We start from the raw sequence: 24,915 nt of genomic DNA on the forward strand, positions 1-24,915 counted from the left end.
CAAAAACATCAAGCAAAACAATCACCTGCAAACCTCTTTCACCGCTGGTAACGCCATGCGTCCCCGGCAGCGGATGCATACTTTACGCACGAACCGCCGTGAGGGCAAGGGCTTTTTGGCAGCAATGTCCAAAAGAGTGCAAAGCGGGCCCATGCGTTTCTCTAGCGCCATCAGGACGACATCTCGAAGAACACCACATGAAGAGCTCTCTATACAGCCACTTCATTTACCGGCGCTTTCAGTACCACTCCATCAAGCGCACCTCCCCCCTCTCAACACGCTTCTTCAAAAACTTCCCTGCAAGACATGTGAGCCGCTGCATGCGCGACGGCATCGGCCAATGCACTTTCTCTCCCCGCCGCCATCTGGCAGACACTGCCCACGATGATCAGGCACGGTGTCGGCAATGGATGCTCGGCCAGACGACTCACCATATTGCCGAGCGAGCCGTGCAGAGTCTGCTGCTCGGGAAGGCTGGCATTGGCGACCAGCATCATCGGCCAGTCCGCCGGCAGTCCATGACGCTGCAACTCATCACAGATCACCTCGAGACGATTGAGCCCCATATAGAAGAGAAGCGTTTCATCGCGACGCGCCAGCTGCTGCCATTCAGGCTGCTCACTCTTGCTGCAGAGCTGAGCGGTCACGAAACGCAGACGCTGTGCATGCGCCCTGTCCGTCAATGGCATCCCCAGGGCAGCGGCCGCACCGGAAGCCGCGGTGATGCCCGGCACGATATGACGCGTGATGGCGGCATCATCGAGGGCCGCGAGCTCTTCCCCCATGCGGCCAAAGACACCGGGGTCACCGCCCTTGAGACGCACGACTCGCATGCCTTCCCCCGCCAGGCGAACCATCAGCGCGCCGATCTCATCCTGCGGCACACTATGATTGCCGCAGGCCTTGCCGACGTAATAGCGCTCACAGTGAACCGGTAGCTGAGCGAGAATCTCATCGCCGACCAGGCGGTCATAGACCACCGCATCCGCAGCATTCAGCATTCGCCAAGCCTTGAGCGTCATCAGGTCCGGATCCCCCGGCCCCGCGCCCACCAGCGCGACCTGCCCCGGAAGAAACGCCTCCCAGGCGGGAGAAATCCCGTTGGCATCGCTGCGCGCTGGCGCATGCCGATTCTCGCCACGCCACTCGCGCCGCGACATCAGGCCGTCGGTCAGCCGTGCCATGAGAATCCCGAGAGACTCTGCACTGCTGGATACCGACATCAGGTCACGCCATTTCCAACGAATCAGTCCGCTCATCGGATCGCTCCTCTTCCACAAGACGTTTGAGTTCAGGCAGGCAGGAACCGCAGCGAGTGCCGCAGGCCAGTCGCGCGCCCAGGGCTTCCACGGAACCGTCTCCGGACTGGATGGCCTGGCGAATGGTCAGCTCGCCGACCTGATGGCAGGCGCAGACCATCGCCCCGACATCCGCCTGCCCGGAGAGACGGCCGGCCAGCAGGCTGCGCCTCTCATGCGCGGAGAGCTGCTCTGATGCGAAGCACTCGCCCAGCCAGGCGATATTGGGCTGGCGATCGAGGTGTGCGTCACCCGGCATCACCTTCAGCCACCAGACAAGACGCCCATCACGAAAGCCCGCTGCGCTGATGCCACCCTGGGCGGCGTCCTGTGCCCAGAGTCCCGCCTGGACACCCAGATGGCTTTCGCACCAATGCTGCCAATCCGGCTGGCCCTGACCTGCCAGCTGGTAGCGCACCAATGCCGATTGCGGAATACGCGCCCAGTAGCGTCCATCGAGCTGGGCCACGGCATCTGCCAGATCCTCACGCCCGGCCAGGATGGAGGGGGCAATCAACAGAGTGGCCTGCCACTCGCATGGCAATGGCGCGACCTCGACCGCGCCATGCTTGGATTCCGGTTGACCGGAGAAGGGATCGACGAGCCCCGCCAGCAGCGCACCGGCTCGGGCATGACTCGCGAAGTGGTCGCTCCAGTGCATCGGAATGAACACCTCCCCGCGACGCTGACCACTGCTGATGCGGACGCGAGCCCGATAATCCCCACGTAGCCCGCCCTGCTCATCACGCCCCTTGAGCTGCGCGAGACCGCCATCCTGCAGGCCGCGAGTTGCCGCATCCTGCGGATGAAGCTCCACGAAAGGCTCGGCACGATGATTCATCAGGCGAGCACTGCGCGCGGTGCGCGTCATGGTGTGCCACTGATCACGGATACGCCCGGTATTGAGGCGCAGCGGCGCCGCATCGCTCAGCGCCTGTTGCGGCAATTGCGGCACCACGGGCACCAGCCGTGCGCGCCCATTGGGAGTGTTGAAGGTGGCATCCTCGAACAGGCGCGGCGTGCCGATCAGCTCACCCTTTTCCCCACGGCGTACCGGCCACTGGATCGGCTTGAGCGCGTCGTAACCCGCGCGATCCAGCTCCGCCAGCGGCGCGATGTTGAACAGTCGCTTGACCGAGGAAGTCGCCGTTGGCTTGCGACCGGCCTTGAGACGCGGCGCAGAATTGCGAAACCCCGAAAGACGAGCGTGCTCACGGAAGATCGCGTGGGGCCCCGAGTAGTCGAAAGCCTCCTGATAGCCCATGCGCTTGCCGACCTCCGCCAGCTGCCACCAGTCATGACGCGCCTCACCCGGCGGAGTTAGCAGGCCACGCTGACGCGAGATGCAGCGCTCGGAGTTGGTGACGGTGCCATCCTTCTCGCTCCAGCTGCTGGCCGGCAGCACCACATCGGCGTACGCCAGGGTGTCACTGTCGGCCATGCACTCGGAGACGATCACCAGCGGGCAGGCCGCCAGCGCCGCACGCACTCGTGCGCTATCCGGCAGGCTCACCGCCGGGTTGGTCGCCATGATCCACAGCGCCTTGATCTCGCCACGCCCCAGCGCCGCGAACAGCTCGACCGCCTTGTGACCAGGCCCCTCGGGCAGATTCGGCGCCTTCCAGAACTCGCTGACCAGCGCCCGCGCACCCGGCGTGTCGTAATCCATATGTGCCGCCAGCTGGTTCGCCAGGCCACCGACTTCGCGACCGCCCATCGCATTGGGCTGCCCGGTGATGGAGAACGGCCCCGCCCCCGGCAGCCCGATCTTGCCGCCTGCCAGATGGCAATTGATGATCGCATTGCCCTTGTCGGTGCCACTGGTCGATTGATTCACGCCCTGGGAGAACAACGTGACCACGTGCAGCTGGGTGGCGAACCAGTAATAGAAGGTCTCGAGACGCTCCACATCGATATCGCAATCCCGCGCAATTGCGGAAAGCGAGCAGTCGTCGCGCTTCGCCTGCTTGAGCGCCGCATCGAAACCCTGGGTGTGGGCCTCCAGGTAGAGGCGATCGGTGCGTCCGCGCTCGGCCATATAGGCCAGCAAGCCATTGAAGAGGCGTGCATCGCTGCCGGGGCGAATGCCCAGATACAGGTCCGCGATCCCGCAGCTGTCGGTCAGGCGCGGGTCGATCACCACGATACGCAGCAAGGGATTGTCGATACGCGCCTGCTTGAGGCGCTGGAACAGCACCGGGTGATTCCAGGCCAGATTGCTGCCGACCAGCACCACCAGCTCGGCACGCTCGAGATCCTCATAGCTGCAAGGCACGGCGTCTGCCCCGAAGGCACGCTTGTGCGCCACGACCGCCGAGGCCATGCACAGCCGCGAATTGGTATCCAGGTGCGGCGTACCGATGAAGCCCTTGAACAGCTTGTTGGCTAGGTAATAGTCCTCGGTCAACAGCTGCCCCGACAGATAGGCGGCGATGCTGTCCCCACCATGGGTGCTGCGCAGCTCACCGAAGCGAGCGGCGATCAGGTCCAGCGCCGTATCCCAGCTGACCTCTCGCAGCACGCCTGCGGCATCGCGTATCTGAGGCTGCGTCAGACGGCCGCTGGATGACAGTGTCTCGGCAAGCGCAGATCCCTTGACGCACAGACGCCCGTAATTGGCCGGATGGTCGTTGTCGCCGCTGACGGCGGTGATCCTGCGCTTGAGCTCACCGCCCTCCTGCACCTGGGTTTCCAGCTCAAGTGATACGCCACACCCGACACCGCAATACGGGCAGGTCGTCGAGGCGCTGCAGGGGGAAGACTCACTTGTGCTCTGGGGCTTGCTGGCCTGCATCGACATCACTCCCTGGTGCAGTAAGCATGAAAAAAGGCGCCTGATGACCCGCCACGTAATGTGCGGTCATCAGGCGCCTTTGCCTGTCGTTGTCAGTCCTGGTCTGCCCTGCAGACTGACAATGGAAACTGATGGTGAATACGATCTCGTCATGCCGATGGGTGCGCAATCTCGTCTTCGAGACGTCGACATGGCGTGCATGATTGAAGAGCCGCCGTTGGCCGGTTCACGAGTCTCGCAACAGTGAAGCTTGCGGAGACGCGAACCCTCAATCAGGTATCACACCCATGACCTGACAGACGCACTTAACAGACCAACCCTGACCAATCACCAGAAATAACAATCACTTGGCTGTCATAAGCTACCGATGCAGGAGGCGAACAGCGCGAGACGGCCAGCGCCAGGCACCGCTGACGCACCAGCCATGTGCATCAGCGCATGCGACTGCACCAAACCCTGCCTTGATGCCTCCCGCAACCGCGACCGGCTCGACCATGGCAGGACCTCGCCTCGAGCATCTGCAACTGCAAGTGAATGAAAAATAGCGACTTTCTCTGAAGCGGCACCGAATTCGCCTGAGTATCGGCAGGTTGGGTCAATGACGACCCCGAATCGCAGGTCTCGCAGCGCATCACTCCGATGAGTGACATGCAGCAGCCAACGGTCCGCCAGACCTGCCGCAGTTGCAGGTGACAGAGACATCGTCACCTGACGCTGCAACTCGCTATCCAATGCTTAGCCCTCATCTTCCAGGCAAAGGCGCCTGCTTGACGTCGTGATCATCACGGCGGCAAGCAGGCGCTTTTTTTATGCGTCCAGAACGTCAGCGCAAGGAGGCAGAATGCATCCGTCATCTACCACCCGCGAGCCTACGCCAGCACTGGTCATCATCGGCCACGGCATGGCGGCGCAGAAGCTGTTGGAAAAGCTGGTCTCGCTGAGCCCTGATCAGCAGCTGCCCTGGCCGGTCACGGTGATCGGCGAGGAGCCCCACCTCCCCTACAATCGCATTCAGCTCTCGCCGCTATTGGCCGGCGAGACACGAACCGAAGGCCTGATCAGCCAGCAGGCCGACTGGTTCTCGCGGCACGGCATCACACGGATCAGCGGCGACCCCGTCAGCCAGATCGATCGCGCCGCCCGCTGTGTCGAGACCGCCAGCGGTGGCCGCATCCCCTATCAGCGGCTGGTGATCGCGACCGGCTCACGTCCAGCGCTGCCCCTGCCTCTGCCCGCTCACCTGCCAAAGGCGTCGTCCGCCAATGACTGGCCGCCGGGACTGATGGGCTTTCGCGATCTGAAGGATGTCGAGCAGATGCAGGCCGCCTGTCTTGCCGGACGGCAGGAGGGCGCCGGCGCACTGGTCATCGGTGGCGGGCTGCTCGGGCTCGAGGCCGCCGAGGGCCTGCGCAAGGGTGGCCTTGAGGTGACGCTGCTGCAGCGCAGCGAGCGCCTGATGAACCGTCAACTGGATCAGGTCGCGGCCGGACTGCTGGAGCAGGAACTTCGCGAGCGTGGCCTCGACATCATCACTGGCGCGCACCTCGAAGAGTGGCTCGAGTCCCCGGCGGGCCGCATCAGCGGCGTGCGCCTCACGGATGGCCGCGAACTTCACGCCGGACTGACCATCGCCGCCACCGGCATCCGCCCCGAAATCGAGCTTGCGCGTGCTGCAGGACTGGCCTGTCAGCGCGCCATCCAGGTCGATGGCCACCTGCTCACGAGCGATCCGCACATTCACGCGTTGGGCGAATGCTGTGAGGTGGCTGGCGAGACCTTCGGCCTGATCGAGCCCATCTGGGCGCAGATCGAAGTGCTCGCCCGCCAGCTTCTCGTGCAACCGACCCCGCCCTATCGCAATGCGCCACTGGCGACGCGTCTCAAGGTCAGCGGCATCGACCTTTACAGCTGCGGCGAGCTTGCCCCCCGGCCGAATGACGAGGTGCTGGTCTATCAGGACCACGCCCTGGGCGACTACCGCCGACTGCTGCTGCGCGAGGAGCGCCTGGTCGGCGTGGTGCTCTACGGCGACGTCAGTGCCGGCAACGCCCTGTTCGAAGCGCTCAGGGCCGGTACGCCACTGACCAGGATTCGCGAAGACCTCCTGCTGATGCCGGCAGAAGCCCTCGCACGTCTGACCCAGGACGGCCCGCCGACGGCGCCCGATGACCCCAGCGGCAAGCCGGGCACTCAAGACATGACAGACCAGCATCGTGATCGCGACACCACAGACAAGAACGACAACACCCCTGACACCTTCGAGGAGGCCGCATGAAACACCTGATCATCATCGGCAATGGCATGGTTGGCCATCACTGCGTCGAGCAGCTGATCGCACTGGGTGCCACCGCGCACTACCAGATTCATGTCTTTGGCGAAGAACGCCACATCGCCTACGACCGCGTGCATCTCTCGGAGTATTTCACCGGACGTGATGCCGAATCTCTCGCGCTCGGCACCGCCGACGACTACCGCAAGGCGGGCGTCACCCTGCACCTCGACGAGTGCGTCACCGCCATCGACCGCGATGGCGGCCATGTCATCACCCCGCGTGGACGCTACCCCTACGACAGCCTGGTGCTGGCAACCGGCTCGACCCCCTTCGTGCCGCCCATCCAGGGCCTCGGTGAGCCGGGAAGCGAGGCCGCCGCCAGCAATCGCCTGGTCTACCGCACCCTGGAAGATCTTGATCAGATTCGCGCTGCCGCCGATGGCAAGACACACGGCGTGGTGGTCGGCGGTGGCCTGCTCGGGCTGGAAGCCGCCAATGCCCTCAAGTCACTCGGCCTGGAAGCGCATGTCGTCGAATTCGCGCCACGCCTGATGCCGGTGCAGCTGGATGAGGATGGCGGCCTTGCGCTCAAGCAACACATCACTGCGCTGGGCGTGGGGGTGCACCTCAATCGCGCCACCACCGACATCGTGCCCGGCGAGCACCATCAGTGGCGGATGAACTTCTCCGATGGCGAGTATCTGGAGACCGACCTGATCGTGTTCTCCGCCGGCATCCGTCCTCAGGATGCGCTGGCACGCAGCGCCAGCCTCGAGATCGGCGAGCGCGGCGGCATCATCATCGATGACGAATGCCGCACCTCGGACCCGGAAATCTTCGCCATCGGCGAGTGCGCTCTGTGGCAATCGCGCATCTTCGGACTGGTCGCGCCGGGCTATCAGATGGCACGCGGCGTGGCGTCCCTGCTGGCCGCCAGCGCTGGCGATGCCGCAAGCGCCTCTCAGGAGAGCTTCCGCTTCCAGGGCGCCGACATGTCCACCAAGCTCAAGCTGCTGGGCGTGGATGTCGGCTCCATCGGTGACGCCCACGGCAAGACCGAGGGCGCGATCAGCTATCGCTACTGTGACGAGGCCGACGGCGTCTATCGCCGCCTGATCGTCTCGCAGGACCGCAAGCGGGTGCTGGGCGCGGTACTGATCGGCGACAACTCGCGCTACGACACCCTGCTGCAGTACGTCACCAATGGCATCGCGGCGCCCAAGGACCCGGCGGCACTCATCCTGCCGGATGCCAGTGGCGAAGCCATCACGCTGGGCGCGGATGCCCTGCCCGACAGCGCCACGCTGTGCTCCTGCCACAACGTCTCCAAGGGCGATGTCTGCAGCGCCATCGATGCCGGCAACAGTGATCTGGGCGCCATCAAGGCCTGCACCAAGGCCAGCACCGGCTGCGGGGGCTGTGCGGCGCTGCTCAAGAAGGTGGTGGATGCCGAGCTGGAAAGTCGTGGCGTCGAGGTCGATCGCTCACTGTGCGAGCACTTCGCGCACACGCGTCAGGAGCTCTACTCGCTGGTGCGCGTCGAAGGCATCGAGACCTTCGCCGAGCTGATGGCCAGCCACGGCCGCCATCCGGATGCCCTGGGCTGCGAGATCTGCAAGCCGGCGGTGGGCTCGATTCTGGCCTCGTGCTGGAACGCGCCGATCACCGAGTCCTCGCACATTCCGCTGCAGGACACCAACGACACCTTCATGGCCAACATGCAGAAGAACGGCACCTATTCCGTGGTGCCGCGCATCCCCGGCGGCGAAATCACGCCGGACAAGCTGATCGCCATCGGTGAGATCGGCAAGCGCTACAACCTCTATACCAAGATCACCGGCGGTCAGCGCATCGACCTCTTCGGTGCCCAGCTGCATGAATTGCCGGATATCTGGAGCGAGCTGATCGCCGCCGGCTTCGAGACCGGCCACGCCTACGGCAAGTCCACCCGCACGGTGAAATCCTGCATCGGCAGCACCTGGTGTCGCTATGGCGTGCAGGACAGCATGGCGATGGCGCTGACGCTGGAAGACCGCTACAAGGGCCTGCGTTCACCGCACAAGCTCAAGTTCGCCGTCTCTGGCTGCACCCGTGAATGCGCCGAGGCCCAGAGCAAGGATGTCGGCGTGATCGCCACCGAGAACGGCTGGAACCTCTATGTCTGCGGCAACGGCGGCATGCGCCCGCGTCATGCCGAGCTGTTCGCGACCGATCTGGATGACGAGAGCCTGATTCGCACCATCGACCGCTTCCTGATGTTCTACATCCGCACCGCCGACCGCCTGCAGCGCACCTCCGTCTGGCGCGAGGGCCTCGAAGGCGGCCTCGACTATCTGAAAGAGGTGATTCTCGAGGACAGCCTGGGGCTCGGCGAGACGCTCGAAGAGCAGATGCAGCAGGTGGTGGACCGCTACGAATGCGAATGGGCCAATGCGCTCAAGAGCCCCGAGAAGCTCAAGCGCTTCCGTAGCTACGTGAATGACCAACGCCCGGACCCTGACGTGGTCAATATCGTCGAGCGTGACCAGATTCGCCCCGCCAGCCGCGATGAACTGGCCAGTGGCAACCTGATCACCAGCGACGGTGGCGAACGCGAAGCAGTGGCAGAACATCAGCCTCAGTCAACGACCCACCTGGCCACGGAGGTACGCTCATGACATCGCCTGCACTCGCCACGACAACTACCGATCCGCTCTCCAGCCCGTCCTCTGCAACACAGGACTCCTCTGCCGCGGCACAGACGCCGCTGCGCTGGGTGACACTCTGCCAGCGCGAGGACCTGGTGCCGGGCTCCGGCGTGGCCGCCTGGCTTGAGGCGGACGGCCAGGCCCGCCAGATCGCCCTGTTCACGCTGCCGGCCACAGCCGATAGCGATGACCTCACGCTATTCGCCATCGACCATCATGACCCGGTGTCAGGCGCCAACGTGATTGCCCGCGGTCTGCTGGGCGATCATGCCGGTGAGCCACTGGTGATCTCGCCGCTCTACAAGCAGCGCTATCGACTCAAGGATGGCCAATGCCTGGATGACGAGACGCTCTCGCTTCAGGTGTGGCCGGTTCGCCTCGAGGGGGATGCCGTGCAGATACAGTGCTAGCGGACAGGCCGATGCCTGAAAAGCACATAAGCTATTGATGACGTACGGATATGCTCGAAAAATGGCACATATTTGGTGCACAACCATGCTGCAACGCACCATGATCCGCCCGGCAATGCGCACGCCTCGACTCGCCTGAACGCCACCTGACAGGCATCTGGCGAAGAGAAAACACTCAAGCTATTGATTTTGAATGACTTGCTAGAAAGCTGGCACCAGGTATGCAATCTATAAAGCGAGATGGCAAATGGCGGCTATCTCGCATGGCGTGCTCATTGCTGAGTCGAGGATCCGGGACCGGCGTATCCCCCTCGATATACAATGGCATTTAAGTCCACCCTATTTGGGGTGGACTTTTTTTATGCCTGAAGTCATCGGCAAGTCATTGATTCTCTTTGCTTCAGAGCACGATAGGCCGCTCACTCCTTCTTGCTGATCTCCCTTCGTGCTTCTCGCTTTTCCTTCTCGTCGCCTCGCCACTCATTTTTCTTCCCGCTGCTGACGACGCGCAATCCAGCGCTGACATTCCCCGATGATGCCGCTGCGGAAGCTGAGCACGCAGACCACGAAGATGGCGCCTAGAATCACGCTGACCCAATCCCCCAGCGCGGATTGCGCCAACTGGTGCTGCAGCCCGATGACCAGCCCGGAGCCCACCAGTGGCCCGAGCAGCGTGCCGACGCCGCCCAGCAATGTCATCAGGATCACCTCCCCCGACATGTGCCAGCTGGCATCACCCAGCGAGGCGAGCTGGAACACCAGCGTCTTGGTCGCTCCCGCCAGGCCTGCCAGCCCCGCCGACAGCACGAAGGCCACCAGCTTGTAGGCATCGGTGTGATAGCCCAGCGAGATGGCGCGCGGTTCATTCTCGCGGATGGCCTTCAGGACCTGACCGAAGGGGGAATGCACCACGCGCCGGATCAGGGCAAAGGCCGCCACGAAGATCGCGAACACGAAGTAATAGAGGGTGTGGTTGTTCGCCAGATCGAACACGCCGAACAGCTCACCGCGCGGCACGCCATGCAGTCCATCCTCGCCGTGGGTGAACGGCGCCTGGATGAAGAAGAAGAACATCATCTGGGCCAGGGCCAGCGTGATCATCGCGAAGTAGATGCCCTGTCGCCGGATGGCCAGCGCCCCGAACAGCGTCCCCAGCACTACCGCGCCGAGCGTACCGGCCACGATGCCCAGCGCCGGACTCAGGCCCGGGTATTCCGCGAGCAAGAAGCCGGTGATATAGGCGCCCGTGGCCAGGAAGGCGGCATGCCCGAAGGACAGCAGCCCCACGAAGCCGAGCAGCAGATTGAAGGCGCTGGCGAACAGCGCAAAGCACAGAATCTTCATCAGAAAGACGGGATAGGCGACCCAGGGCGCCAGCAACCCGAGCAGGAACAGCACGAGATACAGCATGCCCAGCGGGGTGATTCTGCGCGGCGCGCTACCTGCACGCGCGGCCTGGTGATCCTGTTGCAGTACGGCCATGTCAGGCCTCCTTTCCGAACAGCCCGGCAGGGCGAAGCATCAACACCATCACCATCACCACGAAGATCACGGTATTGGCGGCCTCGGGATAGAACACCTTGGTCAGCCCCTCGATCAGCCCCATCGCGAGCCCGGTGAGAATGGCGCCGAGAATCGAGCCCATCCCGCCGATGACCACCACCGCGAACACCACGATCAGCAGGCTCGAGCCCATGGTCGGCGAGACGGGATACAAGGGCGCGGCCAGCACGCCGGCGAAGGCGGCAAGCGCCACACCGAGTCCGTAGGTCAGCGACACCATCAAGGGCACATTGATGCCGAAGGCCTGCACCAGCTCGGGATTCTCGGTTCCCGCGCGCAGATAGGCACCGAGGCGCGTGCGCTCGATCAGGAACCAGACTCCGAAGCAGACCACCAACGCCGCCACCAGCACCCAGGCGCGGTAGGTGGGCAGGAACATGAAGCTCAGCTTGAAGCCGCCACTCAACGCCTCGGGGATCGGATAGCTCGCCCCCGAGACACCGAACAGATTCACCAGCGTGCCCTCGAAGATCAGCGCCAGCCCGAAGGTCAGCAACAGGCCATAGAGGTGATCAAGATGCTGGATGCGCCGCAGCAGCAGACGCTCGACCACGATGCCCAGGGCACCCACCACCAACGGCACCACGATCAGCGCCGTCCAGTAGTTGAGCCCCAGATATTGCGCTCCCAGCAGCGCCGCAAAGGCGCCCAGCATGTACTGGGCACCATGCGCGAAGTTGATGATGCGCAACAGACCGAAGATCACCGCCAGCCCCAGGCTCAGCAATGCATAGAAGGCACCGTTGATCAGCCCCAGCATCAGCTGACCGAACAGCACCATCAGGGGTATTCCAAAAATCATGGTCATCCGCACATTCCTTTTCAGCGCCCATTCGCGTCAGCCGCTCGGCGCTGCCGATCACCCGACCGGCAGCGCCATGCCATACGCCTCAGCGACTCGACTGACGTTCGCCTTCAGCCCTTGACCAGCTCGCACTGGCTGTCCGCCAGCGGTCGGTAGGCTTCAGCGCCGGGAATGGTGCGGATCACGTCATAGACATCCCACTCGCCTTGGGACTCGGAGGGCGCCTTGACCTTGACCAGATACATGTCGTGCACCATGCGCCCATCGGCACGGATGGTGCCGTTGTTGGCGAACATGTCGTTGACCGGCGTCTCGCCCATTCTGGCGCGCACGGTGGCGGTGTCATCGCTGCCGGTGGCCGCGACCGCATTCAGGTAATGCAGGGTGCTGGAGTAGATACCGGCCTGCACCATGGTCGGCATGCGCTCATTGCGCTCGTGATAGCGCTGGGACCAGGCGCGTGTCTCGTCATTGAGGTCCCAGTACCAGCCGGTGGTGAGCTGCAACCCCTGCGCCACCTCAAGCCCCAGGGCATGCACGTCGTTGAGGAAGATCAGCAGCCCCGCCAGCGACTGCCCGGCCTGTACCACGCCGAACTGACTCGCCGTGGTCAGCGCATTGACGGTGTCCGACCCGGCATTGGCCAGCCCGACGATCTTGGCCCCGGAGCCCTGCGCCTGCAGGATGTAGGAGGAGAAATCACTGGTCGGGAATGGATGACGTACCTTGCCGACGATGGTGCCGCCGTTCTCGTTCACCACCTTTTCCACATCGCCTTCCAGGGCATGACCGAAGGCGTAATCCGCGGTCAAAAGGAACCAGCTGTCGCCGCCTTCATCGACGATCGCCTTGGCCGTGCCGTGCGCCAGCGGATAGGTGTCATACACCCAGTGGACATGATTGGGCGTGCAATGCTCATTGGTGATGCTGGAAGCCGCCGAGCCGGAGACGATACCCAGCGTGTCCTGTTCGGCGAGAATCCGCGTCACCGCGATGCTCACCGATGAGGCCACCAGCCCGGCGACCATGTCGACATTCTGCTGATCGATCCAGCCGCGCACCGTATTGGCACCGACATCGGCGCTGTTGCGGTCATCGGCACTCAATACCTCGATCGGCATGCCGTTGACGCTGCCGCCGAAGTCCTCGACCGCCATCTTGAGCGCATCGAGGCCGCCTGGGCCTGCCAGGTCACGATAGGTGCCCGACATGTCGGCCAGATAGCCGATCTTGATCACGCCGTCGCTGATATCGGCCTGCGCGATTCCCGCCGACAGCAGTGACCCCATCATGAGCGCGGACAGCGGCAACAGGCGCCGGCATGTGGCCGCCGTGATGCGGCGTGACAACGGTGACGCGGCAGGGGTGGCGTTGGATGAAACGGTGGCGTTGGATGAAACGGTGGCGTTGGATGTAGCAGTGGCGTTGGATGAAGCGGTGGCGTGCATGACATCTCCAGACCGGTTTCCCGGCAATATTGTGATTGTTGTGGCGAGACGTACGGACTTCAGATTGGCGAGTACAAGGCTGTGCATGGCGGCCAGCCCTGTGCAGCTCAGCTCGAGCGGGAGCTCAGACCCCCAGTACCTTGTGCAGATATTCGTGGCGGGCCGGCAATTCGGCCGCGCTGATCTCTTCCAGAATGGTGCCGTGCTCCATCAGGTAATGACGGTCGGCCAGCGGTGCGGCAAAGCAGAAGTTCTGCTCCACCAGCACGATGGTCATGCCGCGCGCCTTCAGCATCATCAGCACTTCGGCCAGCTTCTGGTTGATGACCGGCGCCAGCCCCTCGGTGATCTCATCCAGCAGCAGCAGGTCCGCCCCGGTGCGCAGGATGCGCGCCAACGCCAGCATCTGCTGCTCGCCACCGGAGAGGCGCGTGCCCTGACTGGTGCGCCGCTCATGCAGATTGGGGAACAGCGCATAGAGCTCATCCAGCGTCATGCCCTGGCTCTGGCCCTGGCTCCGGCCCTGGTCATGTCCTGTGCTCCTGACCAGCGGTGGCAGCAGCAGATTCTCCTCGACGCTCAGACTGGCGAAGATGCCGCGCTCCTCGGGGCAGAAGCCGACACCGAGATGGGCGATGCGATGCGGCGCCAGCCCCATGCTGTCCTGCCCCTTGATGAGGATGTCGCCGCTGCGCCGGCCGACCATGTTCATGATCGCGCGCAGCGTGCTGCTGCGTCCGGCCCCGTTGCGCCCCAGCAAGGTCACCAGTTCGCCGCGCCGCACCGTCATGTTGACGCCATGCAGCACATGGGACTCGCCATACCAGGCGTTCAGCTCGCGCAGGCAGAGCTGCTCTTCCCCCAGCGGCGAGTTGGCCGCCGAGGCTTGCCTGTCCGTCGCCTGCTCCATAACCACCGTCATGAAACCTCCTTGTGCTCATCCGCCGTGGACTCGGGCGCTTCACTGCCCAGATACGCTTCACGCACCTCGGGATTGGCCGATACGCTGGCGTAGTCGCCCTCCGCCAGCACCCGCCCGCGCGCCAGCACGCTGATGCGATCGCACAGACGGCTGACCACGCTCAGATTGTGCTCGACCATCAGCACCGTACGGCCCCGCGCCGCGACACGGATCAGCTCGACCACGCGGTCCACATCCTCGGCACCCATGCCCTGGGTCGGCTCGTCCAGCAGCATCAGCGTGGGCTCAAGCGCCAGCGTGGTCGCCAGCTCCAGCGCCCGCTTGCGGCCATAGGGCAGACTGGCGGTCACACGGTGAGCGTCATCGCGCAGCCCTACCTGCTCCAGCAGATGCAATGCCTGCTCGTTCAGGCTGTCGAGGCTGCGTTCCGGCTTCCAGAAATGAAACGAGGTGCCTTGGGGGCGTTGCAGGGCGACCCGCACGTTCTCGAGCACCGTCATCTGGGAAAACACTGCCGATATCTGGAAGGAGCGCACCAACCCCAGGCGCGCAATCTCATGCGACTTCATGCGAGTGATGGATTTGCCGCGATAGAGAATCTCGCCGCGGGTGGCCGGTAGAAAGCGCGTCAGCAGATTGAAGACTGTCGTCTTGCCGGCGCCATTGGGGCCGATCAGGGCATGGATATGCCCTTCCTGCACCTGGAGATTGACGTCATCGACGGCCGTGAAACCTCGAAAGTCCTTGCTCAAGCCACGCGTCTCGAGAATCGGGGCCGTCGCTGATGCGCCCCCGCTGGCACGCGGCCCCTGAATGGGCGGTGATGGCATGTCAGTACTCCGTCCTGACCGGCAAGCCGGTGGTCTGTGTCTTCCAAGAGACATGAGGGCTGTTCGTCAGCGCGGATGCCCGCAACATCGCGACTCGTCATCGGCACGCAGCATCAACAGGCGCTATCCACAGGCCCTTGATATGCGCCATCGTTGCGATCGGCGCAACTGACGTTAACGTAAACTAGAATAGTGAGAGGCGCGCTGCCAGCGGCAAGCGCGCTCACTCGACCAATAGCCGATATATCAGCGACTTCTTTACAACGCAGCCCTCCCGAGACATCTCGAGGCCGGCAGATTCCCCCACCAACCCGAGCCGAACCGTCGAGATGAGCGCTATTTCCGCCATAAAAAAGACGCCTGTCCGTCGCGGAATACCGCGCCGAAGAGGCGTCAACGAGGGTTGCCGAGATCATGACCTCTGGCCGGAGATCATGTACCTGACAAGAGACAACGGGTTTGGCCGGAGGCGGCTGGCCTCCGGCGGAAAGTCATGGCAGAGCGAGTCAGGTTCACATCACACAGGTTCACATCACACAGGTTCTATTCAGTCAGAGCCGGTGAACCTGTCAGTGACTACTGGGCGCATCAGCATTCGATGGCGTTGACCGCGAGACCGCCCTTGGAGGTCTCCTTGTACTTGTCCTGCATGTCGCGGCCGGTGTCGCGCATGGTGCGGATCGCCTTGTCCAGCGAGACGAAGTGATCGCCATCGCCGCACATCGCCATCTGGGCGGCATTGATCGCCTTGACCGAGGCGATCGCATTGCGCTCGATGCAGGGAATCTGCACCAGGCCGCCGATCGGGTCACAGGTCAGCCCCAGGTTGTGTTCGAGACCGATTTCCGCCGCGTTCTCGACCTGCTCCGGCGTCGCGCCCATCAGCTCGGCAAGCCCGGCGGCCGCCATCGCGCAGGCGGAGCCAACCTCGCCCTGACAGCCGACTTCCGCGCCGGAGATGGAGGCGTTCTTCTTGCACAGGATGCCCACCGAGGCTGCCGTGAGCAGGAAGTCGACCACGTCCTCCTCGCGAGCATCTTCCTGGAATTTCATGTAATAGCTGAGCACCGCCGGAATGATACCGGCCGCGCCATTGGTCGGCGCCGTCACCATGCGGCCGCCGGCCGCGTTCTCTTCATTGACCGCCAGCGCGAACAGGTTGACCCAGTCCATCGCCGAGAAGGTCGAGGTGATGATCGACTTGCTGGATTCCACATCCAGCAGACGTGCATGCAGACGCTTGGCACGGCGCTTGACGTTGAGACCGCCGGGCAGCACGCCTTCGTGCGTCAGGCCGTTGTCGATGCACTCGTTCATCACTTCCCAGATGCGCCATAGCCCACGACGCACCTGGGTCTCACTGCGCAGCGCACATTCGTTGGCCATCATCAGCTCGCTGATGCGCATCTTATGCATGCGACACAGCGCCAGCAGTTCATTGGCGGTGTTGAATTCATACGGCAGACGCAGGCTTTCGTCTTCCAGCAGCGGGTCACGCGCGGCCTCGACTTCGTCGACCACGAAACCGCCGCCCACCGAGTAATAGACATTGCGATACAGCTCATCGCGATGGCCGTAGGCGATCAGACGCATGGCATTGGGGTGATACGGCAGCGGCGCATCGTGCCACTGCATGTCACGCACCCACACGAAGGGCACCGCGATGCGGTTGTCGAGCAGCAGTGTCTGGGACTCCAGCAGCTCTTCGATGCAGGGGTCGATGATCGCAGGGTCGATCGTTTCCGGCAGCTCGCCCATCAGGCCGAGAATGGTCGCCTTGTCGGTGCCATGGCCTACGCCGGTGGCAGACAGCGAACCATGCAATTGCACCTCGATTCGCGCCACGCGCTCCAGCTGGTCACGCGAGCGCAGGGTCTCGACGAACTGCGCGGCAGCACGCATCGGGCCGACGGTGTGTGAGCTGGAGGGGCCGACACCGACCTTGAAGAGATCAAATACACTGATGGACATGACAACACCTCATCTCGGAAACTCGCCGCGCCTGAGCGCCTGCCAGTGGATGAGGCAATGATGATGGATGGGGGCGGGACGCGACAAACCATAAAAATTGGTCGTGGGTTTAGCCTGACTAAACCCTATGCATCAAAAACGGCGTAAACTATGCTCTTCGCGCCACCTTGTGCCCTGATGCCTTTAGCTATCACTGCCATCTTCATCTGGCCATCGCGGCTTCTCCCTCACTATCTGCCTCCAGCGCTTGCATGAGACCCGCCCATGACGTCTTCCCGCGACAACACGCCTGGTACTGACCCCGCCGCGCCGCCGACGGCGACAGGCACGCCCGCCACCACACCGAGCCTGCGCCACCTGAATGGTCAGACCCATGCCTGGCTGCAGGTATTTGCCTGCGCCGCGCGTCACGGCTCCTTCACGCGTGCGGCGGAAGAACTGCACGTCACCACCGGCGCGGTGAGTCAGCAGATCAAGCAGCTGGAGGAGCGGCTGGGCTTCAAGCTGTTTCTGCGTCGTTCACGCGGACTCGAGCTGACAGGAGAAGGCGCGCGACTGGCGCGCGTAGTGGAGCAGTCCTATAGCGCGGTGGGACTGGAGGTCAAACGGCTGCGCAGCGGCTTGATGAGCGGTGTGCTCAGGTTGCGTTCGGTGCCGTCATTCCTCTCCAAATGGCTGGCGCCCCGGCTGCCGCGCCTGCAGGCACGCTTTCCGGATATCGAGCTGCACGTGCGCGCCGAAGACAGTGACTCACCGCTGCGCGAGGGTGATTTCGAGCTGGCGGTCGACCTCAACGACGGCCACTACCCGGGCATGCAAGTCACCGACCTGATGGAAGAGGAGATCTTCCCCGTCTGCCATCCCGGCCTGATGCGCGGCCGCCCGCCACTGCGCAGCGCAGAGGACCTCGCCTGGTACCCACTGCTGCACGACATCACCGCCTGGCGCGGCAGTCACGATCACGCCGAGTGGGAATTCTATCTGGCCAGCATCGGCGCGCCCGAGATCAACGTTCAGCGTGGCTATACCTTCAACCGCAACCACCTGTCGATGGAGGCTGCCATCGCCGGCATGGGAGTCGCGATGGCAAGACGCACGCTGATCACCGACGAGCTGTCGCGCGGCACGCTGATCGCGCCCTTCGCGCAGCGGGTGCTGACCGGCAAGCGCTACGTCATCGTCCATCCCCACGGCACCCTCGATGATGGCCGCATCCAGGCCGTGCATGACTGGATCGTCGAGGAAGCCGAGCGGGATCGGTTACGTCAGAGCTGACGAACATTTCCGCTCGGCGCAACATCGATGCTGAAATGGAATCTCACAGTTTTCTTACCAGAATATTAACTGAGCACCTTTGCATCGTTATAATGAGCAGGCAAACAACACCCTCACCCTGACAGGCAGTCCATGGACTGTCCGGAGAGTCCCTTGTCTCGCCTGACTTCGCATACCCAGCACCATAACGCTGTCCCGCTCCCCATCAGCGCCGAACAGCCGCTGTATGGGCGCAAGCCCACTTCGCTCTTCATGCAAGCCTGCCTGCGCCTGGCCATCTATGCGCCGCTGGTGGCCGCGATGATGTCGCTGGTCATGCATGATGCCCACCACTTCGGTGATGTCGGCTTCAGCGAAGCCAGCTGGACAGAACACATGCAGAGCACTCTGTTGGCGTTGAGCGCAGCCACCATGTGGCTGGTGCATTCACGCCTGCCGGACCTGCGCACCATCAGCCTGCTGCTGTTCGGCCTGTTCGCGGCGTCCCTGATCCGTGAACAGGACGCCCTGCTCGACGGCATGATCGGCGATGGCAGCTGGCAGTTCCTGGTCAGCGTGGTCGCGATCCCGGTCATCATCGGCGTATGGCGCAACCGCAGCCGCTTCATTGCCGAGTTCGAGCACTTCGGACGCAGCTTCGCGTTCGGCTTGTTCGGCGCCGGCTTCCTGGCGACCTACGTCTTCTCACGCCTCTACGGCCGCTCGGAATTCTGGGAAACCCTGATGGGGGACTCCTACCTGCGTTCGGTCAAGAATGCCGCCGAGGAAGTCACCGAACTGTTCGGCTACACCCTGATGGCCATCGCCGTGATCGAGATCGTGCTGCTGGCGATCCGCATGGGCCGCCAGCGCCGCGCCCTGCTGCGTGAGCTCAACGCCAACGACTGAGCCCGGCAGCAAAACCCTCTTGCCGAGCTGCGAGCATGACCTGTCGCATGGCCGTCACTTCGCCCTGCCCCGTGAAATAACGCGAAGTGACGTGACATGACATGAAGTGAAAGAGACAGACAGACCCGTGACTCTCCCAAAAGCCGCTGCTCACCTGAGCCGCGGCTTTTTTCGTTTCTACTCTCAACAGGCTTCGCGAGACAGTCTCTACTCGACAGCCTTCTCTCGACAGGCTGCGCTAGACAGCCGTCTCTCGATAGCCATTGCGCGATGCGCTGACAGGAAACGGCTGGACATCAAATGAGAATGATTATATTTTACTAAGCAGTGGATACAATTCAACTATCGCCACTGCCACAGGAAAGCACCGACAGGATCTTGACCGTGTCATGCCCTCATTCTCAAGGAGCCTCACATGCGCTGGTTCAGTAGCTACCGCTTGCACGGTCATAGTCTTGCCCCCAGTCTCCCGCAGCACAGTCTCATCATCAGCATGCGCTGGCCCAGTCGCTGGCGATTGACGCCCGGCGCCACCGTCGTGGTGGAACATCCCAGGCTCGGCCAGCTGGTCAAGCGCCTGCATCGCATCGACGACAACGGCCGCCTGTGGCTACGCGGAGAGCACCCCGACGGCTTGAGCAGCGAGCAGATGGGGCCGGTCTCCCGCCAGTGCATCAAGGGCCGTGTCGTCTTCAGCGTGGCGGCAACGCCTTCGTCTCACCAGCTGCGCCACGGCGCCTGATAGCCCCACAGGGCACATCACGCAGACCTTTAACGACGCAGTTCGAAGGTGGCAAGGTCCGTAAAGACAAGCCTGAAGGCGGCACAGCCCGTAGAGAAAGACGCGTAACGTAAAGCCCACAAACGACAACGCCCGCCCCCATTCGCATGGGGGCGGGCGTTGTCTTGTCTGCGGGGCCAGCAGTTCAGGCGTGGCCCCAAGTGCTTCAGATCACTCTTCCATGAAGGAACGCAGTGACTCGGAGCGTGACGGGTGACGCAGCTTGCGCAGCGCTTTCGCTTCGATCTGACGGATACGCTCACGGGTGACATCGAACTGCTTGCCGACTTCCTCGAGGGTATGGTCGGTGTTCATGTCGATACCGAAGCGCATGCGCAGCACCTTGGCTTCACGTGCGGTCAGGCCGGACAGGATGCCGCGGGTCGCTTCGATCAGACCTTCGCCAGTGGCAGAGTCGATCGGCGAGACCATGGTACCGTCCTCGATGAAGTCACCCAGGTGCGAATCATCATCGTCACCGATCGGCGTCTCCATGGAGATGGGCTCCTTGGCGATCTTGAGCACGCGACGCACCTTGTCTTCCGGCATCTCGAGACGCTCGCCCAGCTCTTCCGGCGTCGGCTCGCGACCCATTTCCTGCAGCATCTGACGCGAGACACGGTTCAGCTTGTTGATGGTCTCGATCATGTGCACCGGAATACGGATGGTGCGCGCCTGGTCCGCGATGGAGCGAGTGATCGCCTGACGGATCCACCAAGTGGCGTAGGTCGAGAACTTGTAACCACGACGGTACTCGAACTTGTCCACGGCCTTCATCAGACCGATGTTGCCTTCCTGGATGAGATCCAGGAACTGCAGACCACGGTTGGTGTACTTCTTGGCGATGGAGATGACCAGACGCAGGTTGGCCTCGACCATTTCCTTCTTGGCACGACGCGCCTTGGCTTCACCGATCGACAGGCGACGGTTCACTTCCTTCAGCTCGCTGACCGGCAGCTGGACCATGTCCTGCTCGAAGGCGATCTTGCGCTGGGCACGCAGCACGTCGGCACGGAACGGCTCAAGCTTGTCGGCGTACTTCTTGCTGCCACCGATGAAGCTGTCGAACCAGTCCATGTCGGACTCATGGCCCGGGAAAGCCTTGATGAAGCTCTTGCGAGGCACCTTGCCGCGCTTGACGAAGATCTGCAGGATGACCTTTTCCTGCTCGCGCACCTGCTCGACGGACACGCGAACCTGACCGACCAGACGCTCGAAGTGCTTGGGCACCAGCTTGATCGGCGAGAACAGCTCGGCAAGACGGTCCTGCTCGGCTTTCGCCTCGGCAGAGCCGGAACCGTACTTCTCGATGGCGGCCTTGGTCGCCTCGTTCTGTTCACGGATCTGCTCGAAGCGGACGCGGGCCAGCTCGGGGTCCGGGCCACCTTCAGAGGCGGAATCGTCGTCTTCGTCTTCGTCGCCTTCGGACTCTTCGCCCTCGGGAATCTCTTCGACTTCCTCGACTTCGACTTCAGCGACACCCGGCACGCCTTCGTCAGGGTCGATGAAACCGGAGAAGAGATCGGACAGACGTCCGCCGTCTTCGCCCAGAGTGCCGTCGTAGGCTTCCAGGATGGAGTCGACTGCCCCCGGCAAGAATGCCAGCGACGACATCACCTCACGCGTGCCCTCCTCGATCCGCTTGGCGATCTTGATTTCGCCTTCGCGGGTCAGGAGTTCCACGGTGCCCATCTCACGCATGTACATGCGGACGGGGTCGGTGGTGCGTCCCACATCGCTTTCCACCGCGGCGAGGGCGGCAACGGCCTCTTCGGCGGCAGACTCGTCAGTGGAGGAATCAGACATCATCAAGGTATCGGCATCGGGCGCTTCTTCCGCGACCTTGATGCCCATATCGTTGATCATGCTGATGATGTCTTCCACCTGTTCGGGATCAGCGATATCCTCGGGCAGGTGATCGTTGACCTCGGCATAGGTCAGGTAACCCTGTTCCTTACCGCGCGCGATCAACTCCTTGAGACGCGACTGCTGCTGCGCATTACCAGCCATAGAACCCCTATCTCGACGAAGAAGAATGAAGCACCTGGACGCGACGCGGCTCAGCGAGTGAGCATGGCGCCGGTATAGGGACGAAGAGAGCATCAAGCGCACCAGTATAGCGTGCCATCAGGAGATGCTGCCAGCGGCGTATTTGCCGGACCATCCAGGTGTGTTAGCGTTATCGGTTACGTTGCGGCAGTCCGCATCGGGAGCTACCTCATTAAATAGTGGGCATGAGTGCGTCTTTCAAGGCCATGGGGCGTATTTTCCTGCGCCATCGCCTCAGCTCTCACGGCATTTCCACCATTGTCGGCCTTCCTGGCACCGAGACTGCGTCAGCGCCGTGTTGCCAGCTCCATCAGCAGGGCCATCAGCCGCTGCTTCTCTTCTGCCGACAACTTCTCGCCACGCTTTTCCTTGGCCAGCAAGGCCTGATATTCCGCTTCCGGCGTGGTGCGCGCCTGCTGATGCTGGCAATGCTCCACCAGCCCCTTCAGCTCTTCGCTGCGCACGTCACGCGGAATCAGCAATTCCCGGGCTGCCAGCTGCTCAAGTCTCGGCCCCTGTGCGGTACCGAGGAAGTGCGCCAACAGCACCTGAGGCGAACGATACTGCCCCGCCTTCAAGAGACGCACCACGTCGTTCAACAGCTGCGCATCCTCGCTGTCGGCCGGCTCGCCCGCTCCTTCGATCCACTCATTGGAGTCAGGCAGCTCGGCGACCAGCTGCGGCTCGTGCACCAGAAGATGCAACAGGCGCGTCAGCATGCTGACCGAGGTGCGCTTCTGAGACCTGGCCGGCGTCGCGCGCGAAGCTTGAGCGCCCTGCCCCGCAGGCATCTCGCCATGCGACTGCCAGTCATCCGGCTGCCAGCCATCGGGCTCGCTGTCGCCGAAGCCGGCATCTGCCATCGCCTCCAGCGACGACCACTCATCCTGCGCGTCACTCAGCGTCGCGCCGTCCTGAGGACTGGCAGCGGACGCTGAGCGCGGTGTCGAGTGTGTCGCGCCGGGCTGACGTTGTTGCGGTTGCGAACGCTGCTGTTGCTGAGGGTGCTGACGTAGCTGCTGGTGCTGACGCAGCCGTGCCTGCTGGGCTTCACGCGCCGCGGCGCGCTCCACCAGCATGGCGTCCAGCCGCTCACGCTCCAGACCACTGCGTCGCTCCAGCTCCTTGAGCAGCAGCGAGCGCAGCACCCCTTCGGGCACGCGCGAGATCCACTCCAGCGCCTGGGTCACGAACCGCTCGAGCTGCTCCATGCGCTTGAGGTCGCGTCCTTCCGCGGCCTGCTCGAACAGGAACTCGGAGAGCCCGGAGGCGCAGGTGACACGCTTCTCGAATGCCTCCTGACCCTCGCTACGCACCAGGGAATCCGGGTCCTCGCCTTCCGGCAGGAACAGGAAGCGCGCCTGACGCCCATCGATCATGACCTCGAGCACGGTCTCCAGCGCGCGGCGCGCCGCCTGCCGACCGGCCTTGTCGCCGTCGAAGCAGAACACCACCTCATCGACCAGGCGATAGAGGCGCTTGAGGTGCTCCTCACTGGTCGCGGTGCCCAGGGTCGCGCAGGCATTGCGAATGCCGTACTGCGCCAGTGCCACCACGTCCATGTAGCCTTCGACGATCAGCATGCGTTCCAGCTTGCGATTCGCCTCACGGGCTTCAAACAGACCGTAGAGCTCGCGCCCCTTGTGGAAGACGGGAGTCTCGGGAGAATTCAGGTATTTGGGCTTGGCATCGCCCATCACGCGACCGCCGAAGGCGATGGTGCGGCCTTTCCAGTCACGGATCGGGAACATCACGCGATCGCGGAAGCGGTCATAGCGGCGACCGCTTTCCTCGTGATGGATCAGCAGGCCGTATTCGATCTGCACATCCTCGCTGACACCCAGCTTGCTCAGGTGATGCTTGAGGTGCTCCCAGCCTTCCGGCGCGAAGCCGATGCCGAAATCACGCATGACCTCGCGCGACAGACCACGGCCTTCCAGATACTCACGTGCCGGCTGCGCGGCCGGTTCCGTCAGGCGCTGACGATAGAAGTCCGCGGCCGCCTCGAGCAGATTGACGCCCTCTTCGCGGGCCTGCTCGCGACGCTGGCGCTCACGGCGCTCGTGCGGACTCTGGTTGCCGCCTTCGCGCGGCACTTCAAGCGCCAGCCGCGAGGCCAGCTGCTCCACGGCCTCGGGGAACGGCAAGCGATCGAACTCCATCAGGAACTTGAGCGCACTGCCGCTCGCCCCGCACCCGAAGCAGTGATAGAACTGCTTGTCCGGGATGACGTTGAACGAGGGAGAGTTTTCCTGATGGAACGGACAGAGGCCGACATAGCTCTTGCCGGCCTTCTTCAGCTGGACGCGCTCACCCACCACCTCGACCACGTCGGTGCGGGCCAGCAGATCGTCAATGAAGCCTTGGGGGATAAGACCAGCCATGATTCGCCAGAAGTCGTGGAAAAACGGACTGACCGCAAGATAGTGTCGGCTCAGCAAAGTGAGCGGCTACCTTCGGGTCAGGCCATTCCTCGAGTTAGCGACATGCGCCAGGCAACGGCACACGGCTCGAGAACAAACGGACCACTAGAGACAAAAACAAGCGGCCACCGTGAGGCAGCCGCTTGGTGTCCTTCCAGAGAGCAGAACATCACTCCCCAAAAGTACGGATCAGTAGAGACGCTCGAAACGCTTGCGCTCACGCTGAACCTTCTTGGCGTGGCGCTTTACAGCGGCCGCCTGCTGACGCTTGCGAACAGCTGTCGGCTTCTCGTAGTGCTCACGACGACGCACTTCGGAAAGAACACCGGCTTTTTCGCAGGAGCGCTTGAAACGGCGCAGGGCGACGTCGAACGGCTCGTTGTCACGTACTTTAACTGAAGGCATTAAACACTCACCTACCTTGAGATCATGAGTTCGGTTTGAACGCACATCCGGTGCAGCCACTCCTCAGGAGCCACCAGCCAGCGACGGTAAACCG

17 protein-coding genes are annotated in these 24,915 nt (G+C 63.0%); 6 read left to right on the forward strand and 11 right to left on the reverse strand.

The features are described from left to right. Positions 1-272: 272 nt before the first annotated feature. Both cobA and QD356_RS14870 read right to left on the reverse strand, forming a co-directional pair. Complete coding sequence (gene cobA, locus QD356_RS14865; RefSeq protein ID WP_225996625.1) at positions 273-1,259, reverse strand: uroporphyrinogen-III C-methyltransferase; 987 nt, start codon at positions 1,257-1,259, stop codon at positions 273-275. Continuing rightward, positions 1,228-4,092 carry a molybdopterin-dependent oxidoreductase gene (locus QD356_RS14870; protein WP_192839122.1) on the reverse strand — a complete coding sequence of 955 codons (2,865 nt, stop codon included), beginning with the start codon at positions 4,090-4,092 and terminating at the stop codon, positions 1,228-1,230. The genes cobA and QD356_RS14870 overlap by 32 nt, the downstream gene beginning before the upstream one ends. Before the next feature lie 841 nt (positions 4,093-4,933). Here QD356_RS14870 and QD356_RS14875 point away from each other — a divergent pair. The 3 genes from QD356_RS14875 to nirD are packed head-to-tail and all read left to right on the forward strand — an operon-like array spanning position 4,934 to position 9,461. After that, entirely contained in the window at positions 4,934-6,367 is a 1,434-nt protein-coding gene (locus QD356_RS14875; protein ID WP_192839123.1) for an FAD-dependent oxidoreductase, read from the forward strand. Then, on the forward strand, positions 6,364-9,021 hold the full coding sequence (nirB, locus tag QD356_RS14880) for a nitrite reductase large subunit NirB (protein ID WP_192839124.1): 2,658 nt from the start codon (positions 6,364-6,366) through the stop codon (positions 9,019-9,021). The genes QD356_RS14875 and nirB overlap by 4 nt, the downstream gene beginning before the upstream one ends. Next, positions 9,018-9,461, forward strand: coding sequence for a nitrite reductase small subunit NirD (gene nirD, locus QD356_RS14885; RefSeq protein ID WP_192839125.1), 444 nt, complete (start codon positions 9,018-9,020; stop codon positions 9,459-9,461). Before nirB ends, nirD begins: the two co-directional genes overlap by 4 nt. A 480-nt stretch (positions 9,462-9,941) precedes the next feature. Here the strand turns inward: nirD and QD356_RS14890 are convergent, their stop codons facing one another. The 6 genes from QD356_RS14890 to QD356_RS14915 all read right to left on the reverse strand — a co-directional run bounded on the left by QD356_RS14890 (position 9,942) and on the right by QD356_RS14915 (position 17,000). Then, positions 9,942-10,871 (reverse strand): branched-chain amino acid ABC transporter permease, encoded by a 930-nt coding sequence (locus QD356_RS14890; RefSeq protein ID WP_199852415.1) that lies wholly within the window; start codon positions 10,869-10,871, stop codon positions 9,942-9,944. Between the two features lie 73 nt (positions 10,872-10,944). Then, a complete protein-coding gene (locus QD356_RS14895; RefSeq protein ID WP_192839126.1) occupies positions 10,945-11,832 on the reverse strand; it encodes a branched-chain amino acid ABC transporter permease in 888 nt (295 codons plus the stop codon). A gap of 107 nt (positions 11,833-11,939) precedes the next feature. After that, positions 11,940-13,121 (reverse strand): ABC transporter substrate-binding protein, encoded by a 1,182-nt coding sequence (locus QD356_RS14900; protein ID WP_052384712.1) that lies wholly within the window; start codon positions 13,119-13,121, stop codon positions 11,940-11,942. Between the two features lie 280 nt (positions 13,122-13,401). Next, positions 13,402-14,199 (reverse strand): ABC transporter ATP-binding protein, encoded by a 798-nt coding sequence (locus QD356_RS14905; protein WP_192839127.1) that lies wholly within the window; start codon positions 14,197-14,199, stop codon positions 13,402-13,404. After that, positions 14,196-15,029 carry an ABC transporter ATP-binding protein gene (locus QD356_RS14910; RefSeq protein WP_052384708.1) on the reverse strand — a complete coding sequence of 278 codons (834 nt, stop codon included), beginning with the start codon at positions 15,027-15,029 and terminating at the stop codon, positions 14,196-14,198. Before QD356_RS14910 ends, QD356_RS14905 begins: the two co-directional genes overlap by 4 nt. Positions 15,030-15,617: 588 nt before the next feature. After that, complete coding sequence (locus tag QD356_RS14915; RefSeq protein ID WP_043334655.1) at positions 15,618-17,000, reverse strand: L-serine ammonia-lyase; 1,383 nt, start codon at positions 16,998-17,000, stop codon at positions 15,618-15,620. A gap of 264 nt (positions 17,001-17,264) precedes the next feature. On the opposite strand from QD356_RS14915, the gene QD356_RS14920 reads away from it, so the two are divergent. The 3 genes from QD356_RS14920 to QD356_RS14930 all read left to right on the forward strand — a co-directional run bounded on the left by QD356_RS14920 (position 17,265) and on the right by QD356_RS14930 (position 19,905). Next, positions 17,265-18,275, forward strand: a complete 1,011-nt coding sequence (locus QD356_RS14920) for a LysR substrate-binding domain-containing protein (RefSeq protein WP_192839128.1) — start codon at positions 17,265-17,267, stop codon at positions 18,273-18,275. A gap of 153 nt (positions 18,276-18,428) precedes the next feature. Further along, positions 18,429-19,163 (forward strand): hypothetical protein, encoded by a 735-nt coding sequence (locus QD356_RS14925; protein ID WP_107335965.1) that lies wholly within the window; start codon positions 18,429-18,431, stop codon positions 19,161-19,163. A 415-nt stretch (positions 19,164-19,578) separates the two neighbouring features. Then, the gene (locus tag QD356_RS14930) at positions 19,579-19,905 is read left to right on the forward strand and encodes a hypothetical protein (protein ID WP_054557224.1); all 327 of its coding nucleotides are present in this window, start codon (positions 19,579-19,581) and stop codon (positions 19,903-19,905) included. A gap of 210 nt (positions 19,906-20,115) precedes the next feature. On the opposite strand, the gene rpoD is transcribed toward QD356_RS14930, so the two are convergent. The 3 genes from rpoD to rpsU all read right to left on the reverse strand — a co-directional run bounded on the left by rpoD (position 20,116) and on the right by rpsU (position 24,821). Next, positions 20,116-21,954: an RNA polymerase sigma factor RpoD gene (rpoD, locus tag QD356_RS14935; protein ID WP_043334650.1), complete on the reverse strand. Its 1,839-nt coding sequence runs from the start codon at positions 21,952-21,954 to the stop codon at positions 20,116-20,118. Between the two features lie 326 nt (positions 21,955-22,280). After that, positions 22,281-24,377: a DNA primase gene (gene dnaG / locus QD356_RS14940; RefSeq protein ID WP_192839129.1), complete on the reverse strand. Its 2,097-nt coding sequence runs from the start codon at positions 24,375-24,377 to the stop codon at positions 22,281-22,283. Between the two features lie 228 nt (positions 24,378-24,605). Continuing rightward, positions 24,606-24,821, reverse strand: coding sequence for a 30S ribosomal protein S21 (rpsU, locus tag QD356_RS14945; protein WP_024951433.1), 216 nt, complete (start codon positions 24,819-24,821; stop codon positions 24,606-24,608). Between the last annotated feature and the right edge of the window lie 94 nt (positions 24,822-24,915).

It is taken from the genome of Cobetia sp. 2AS, assembly GCF_029846355.1.
GTDB lineage: Bacteria > Pseudomonadota > Gammaproteobacteria > Pseudomonadales > Halomonadaceae > Cobetia > Cobetia amphilecti.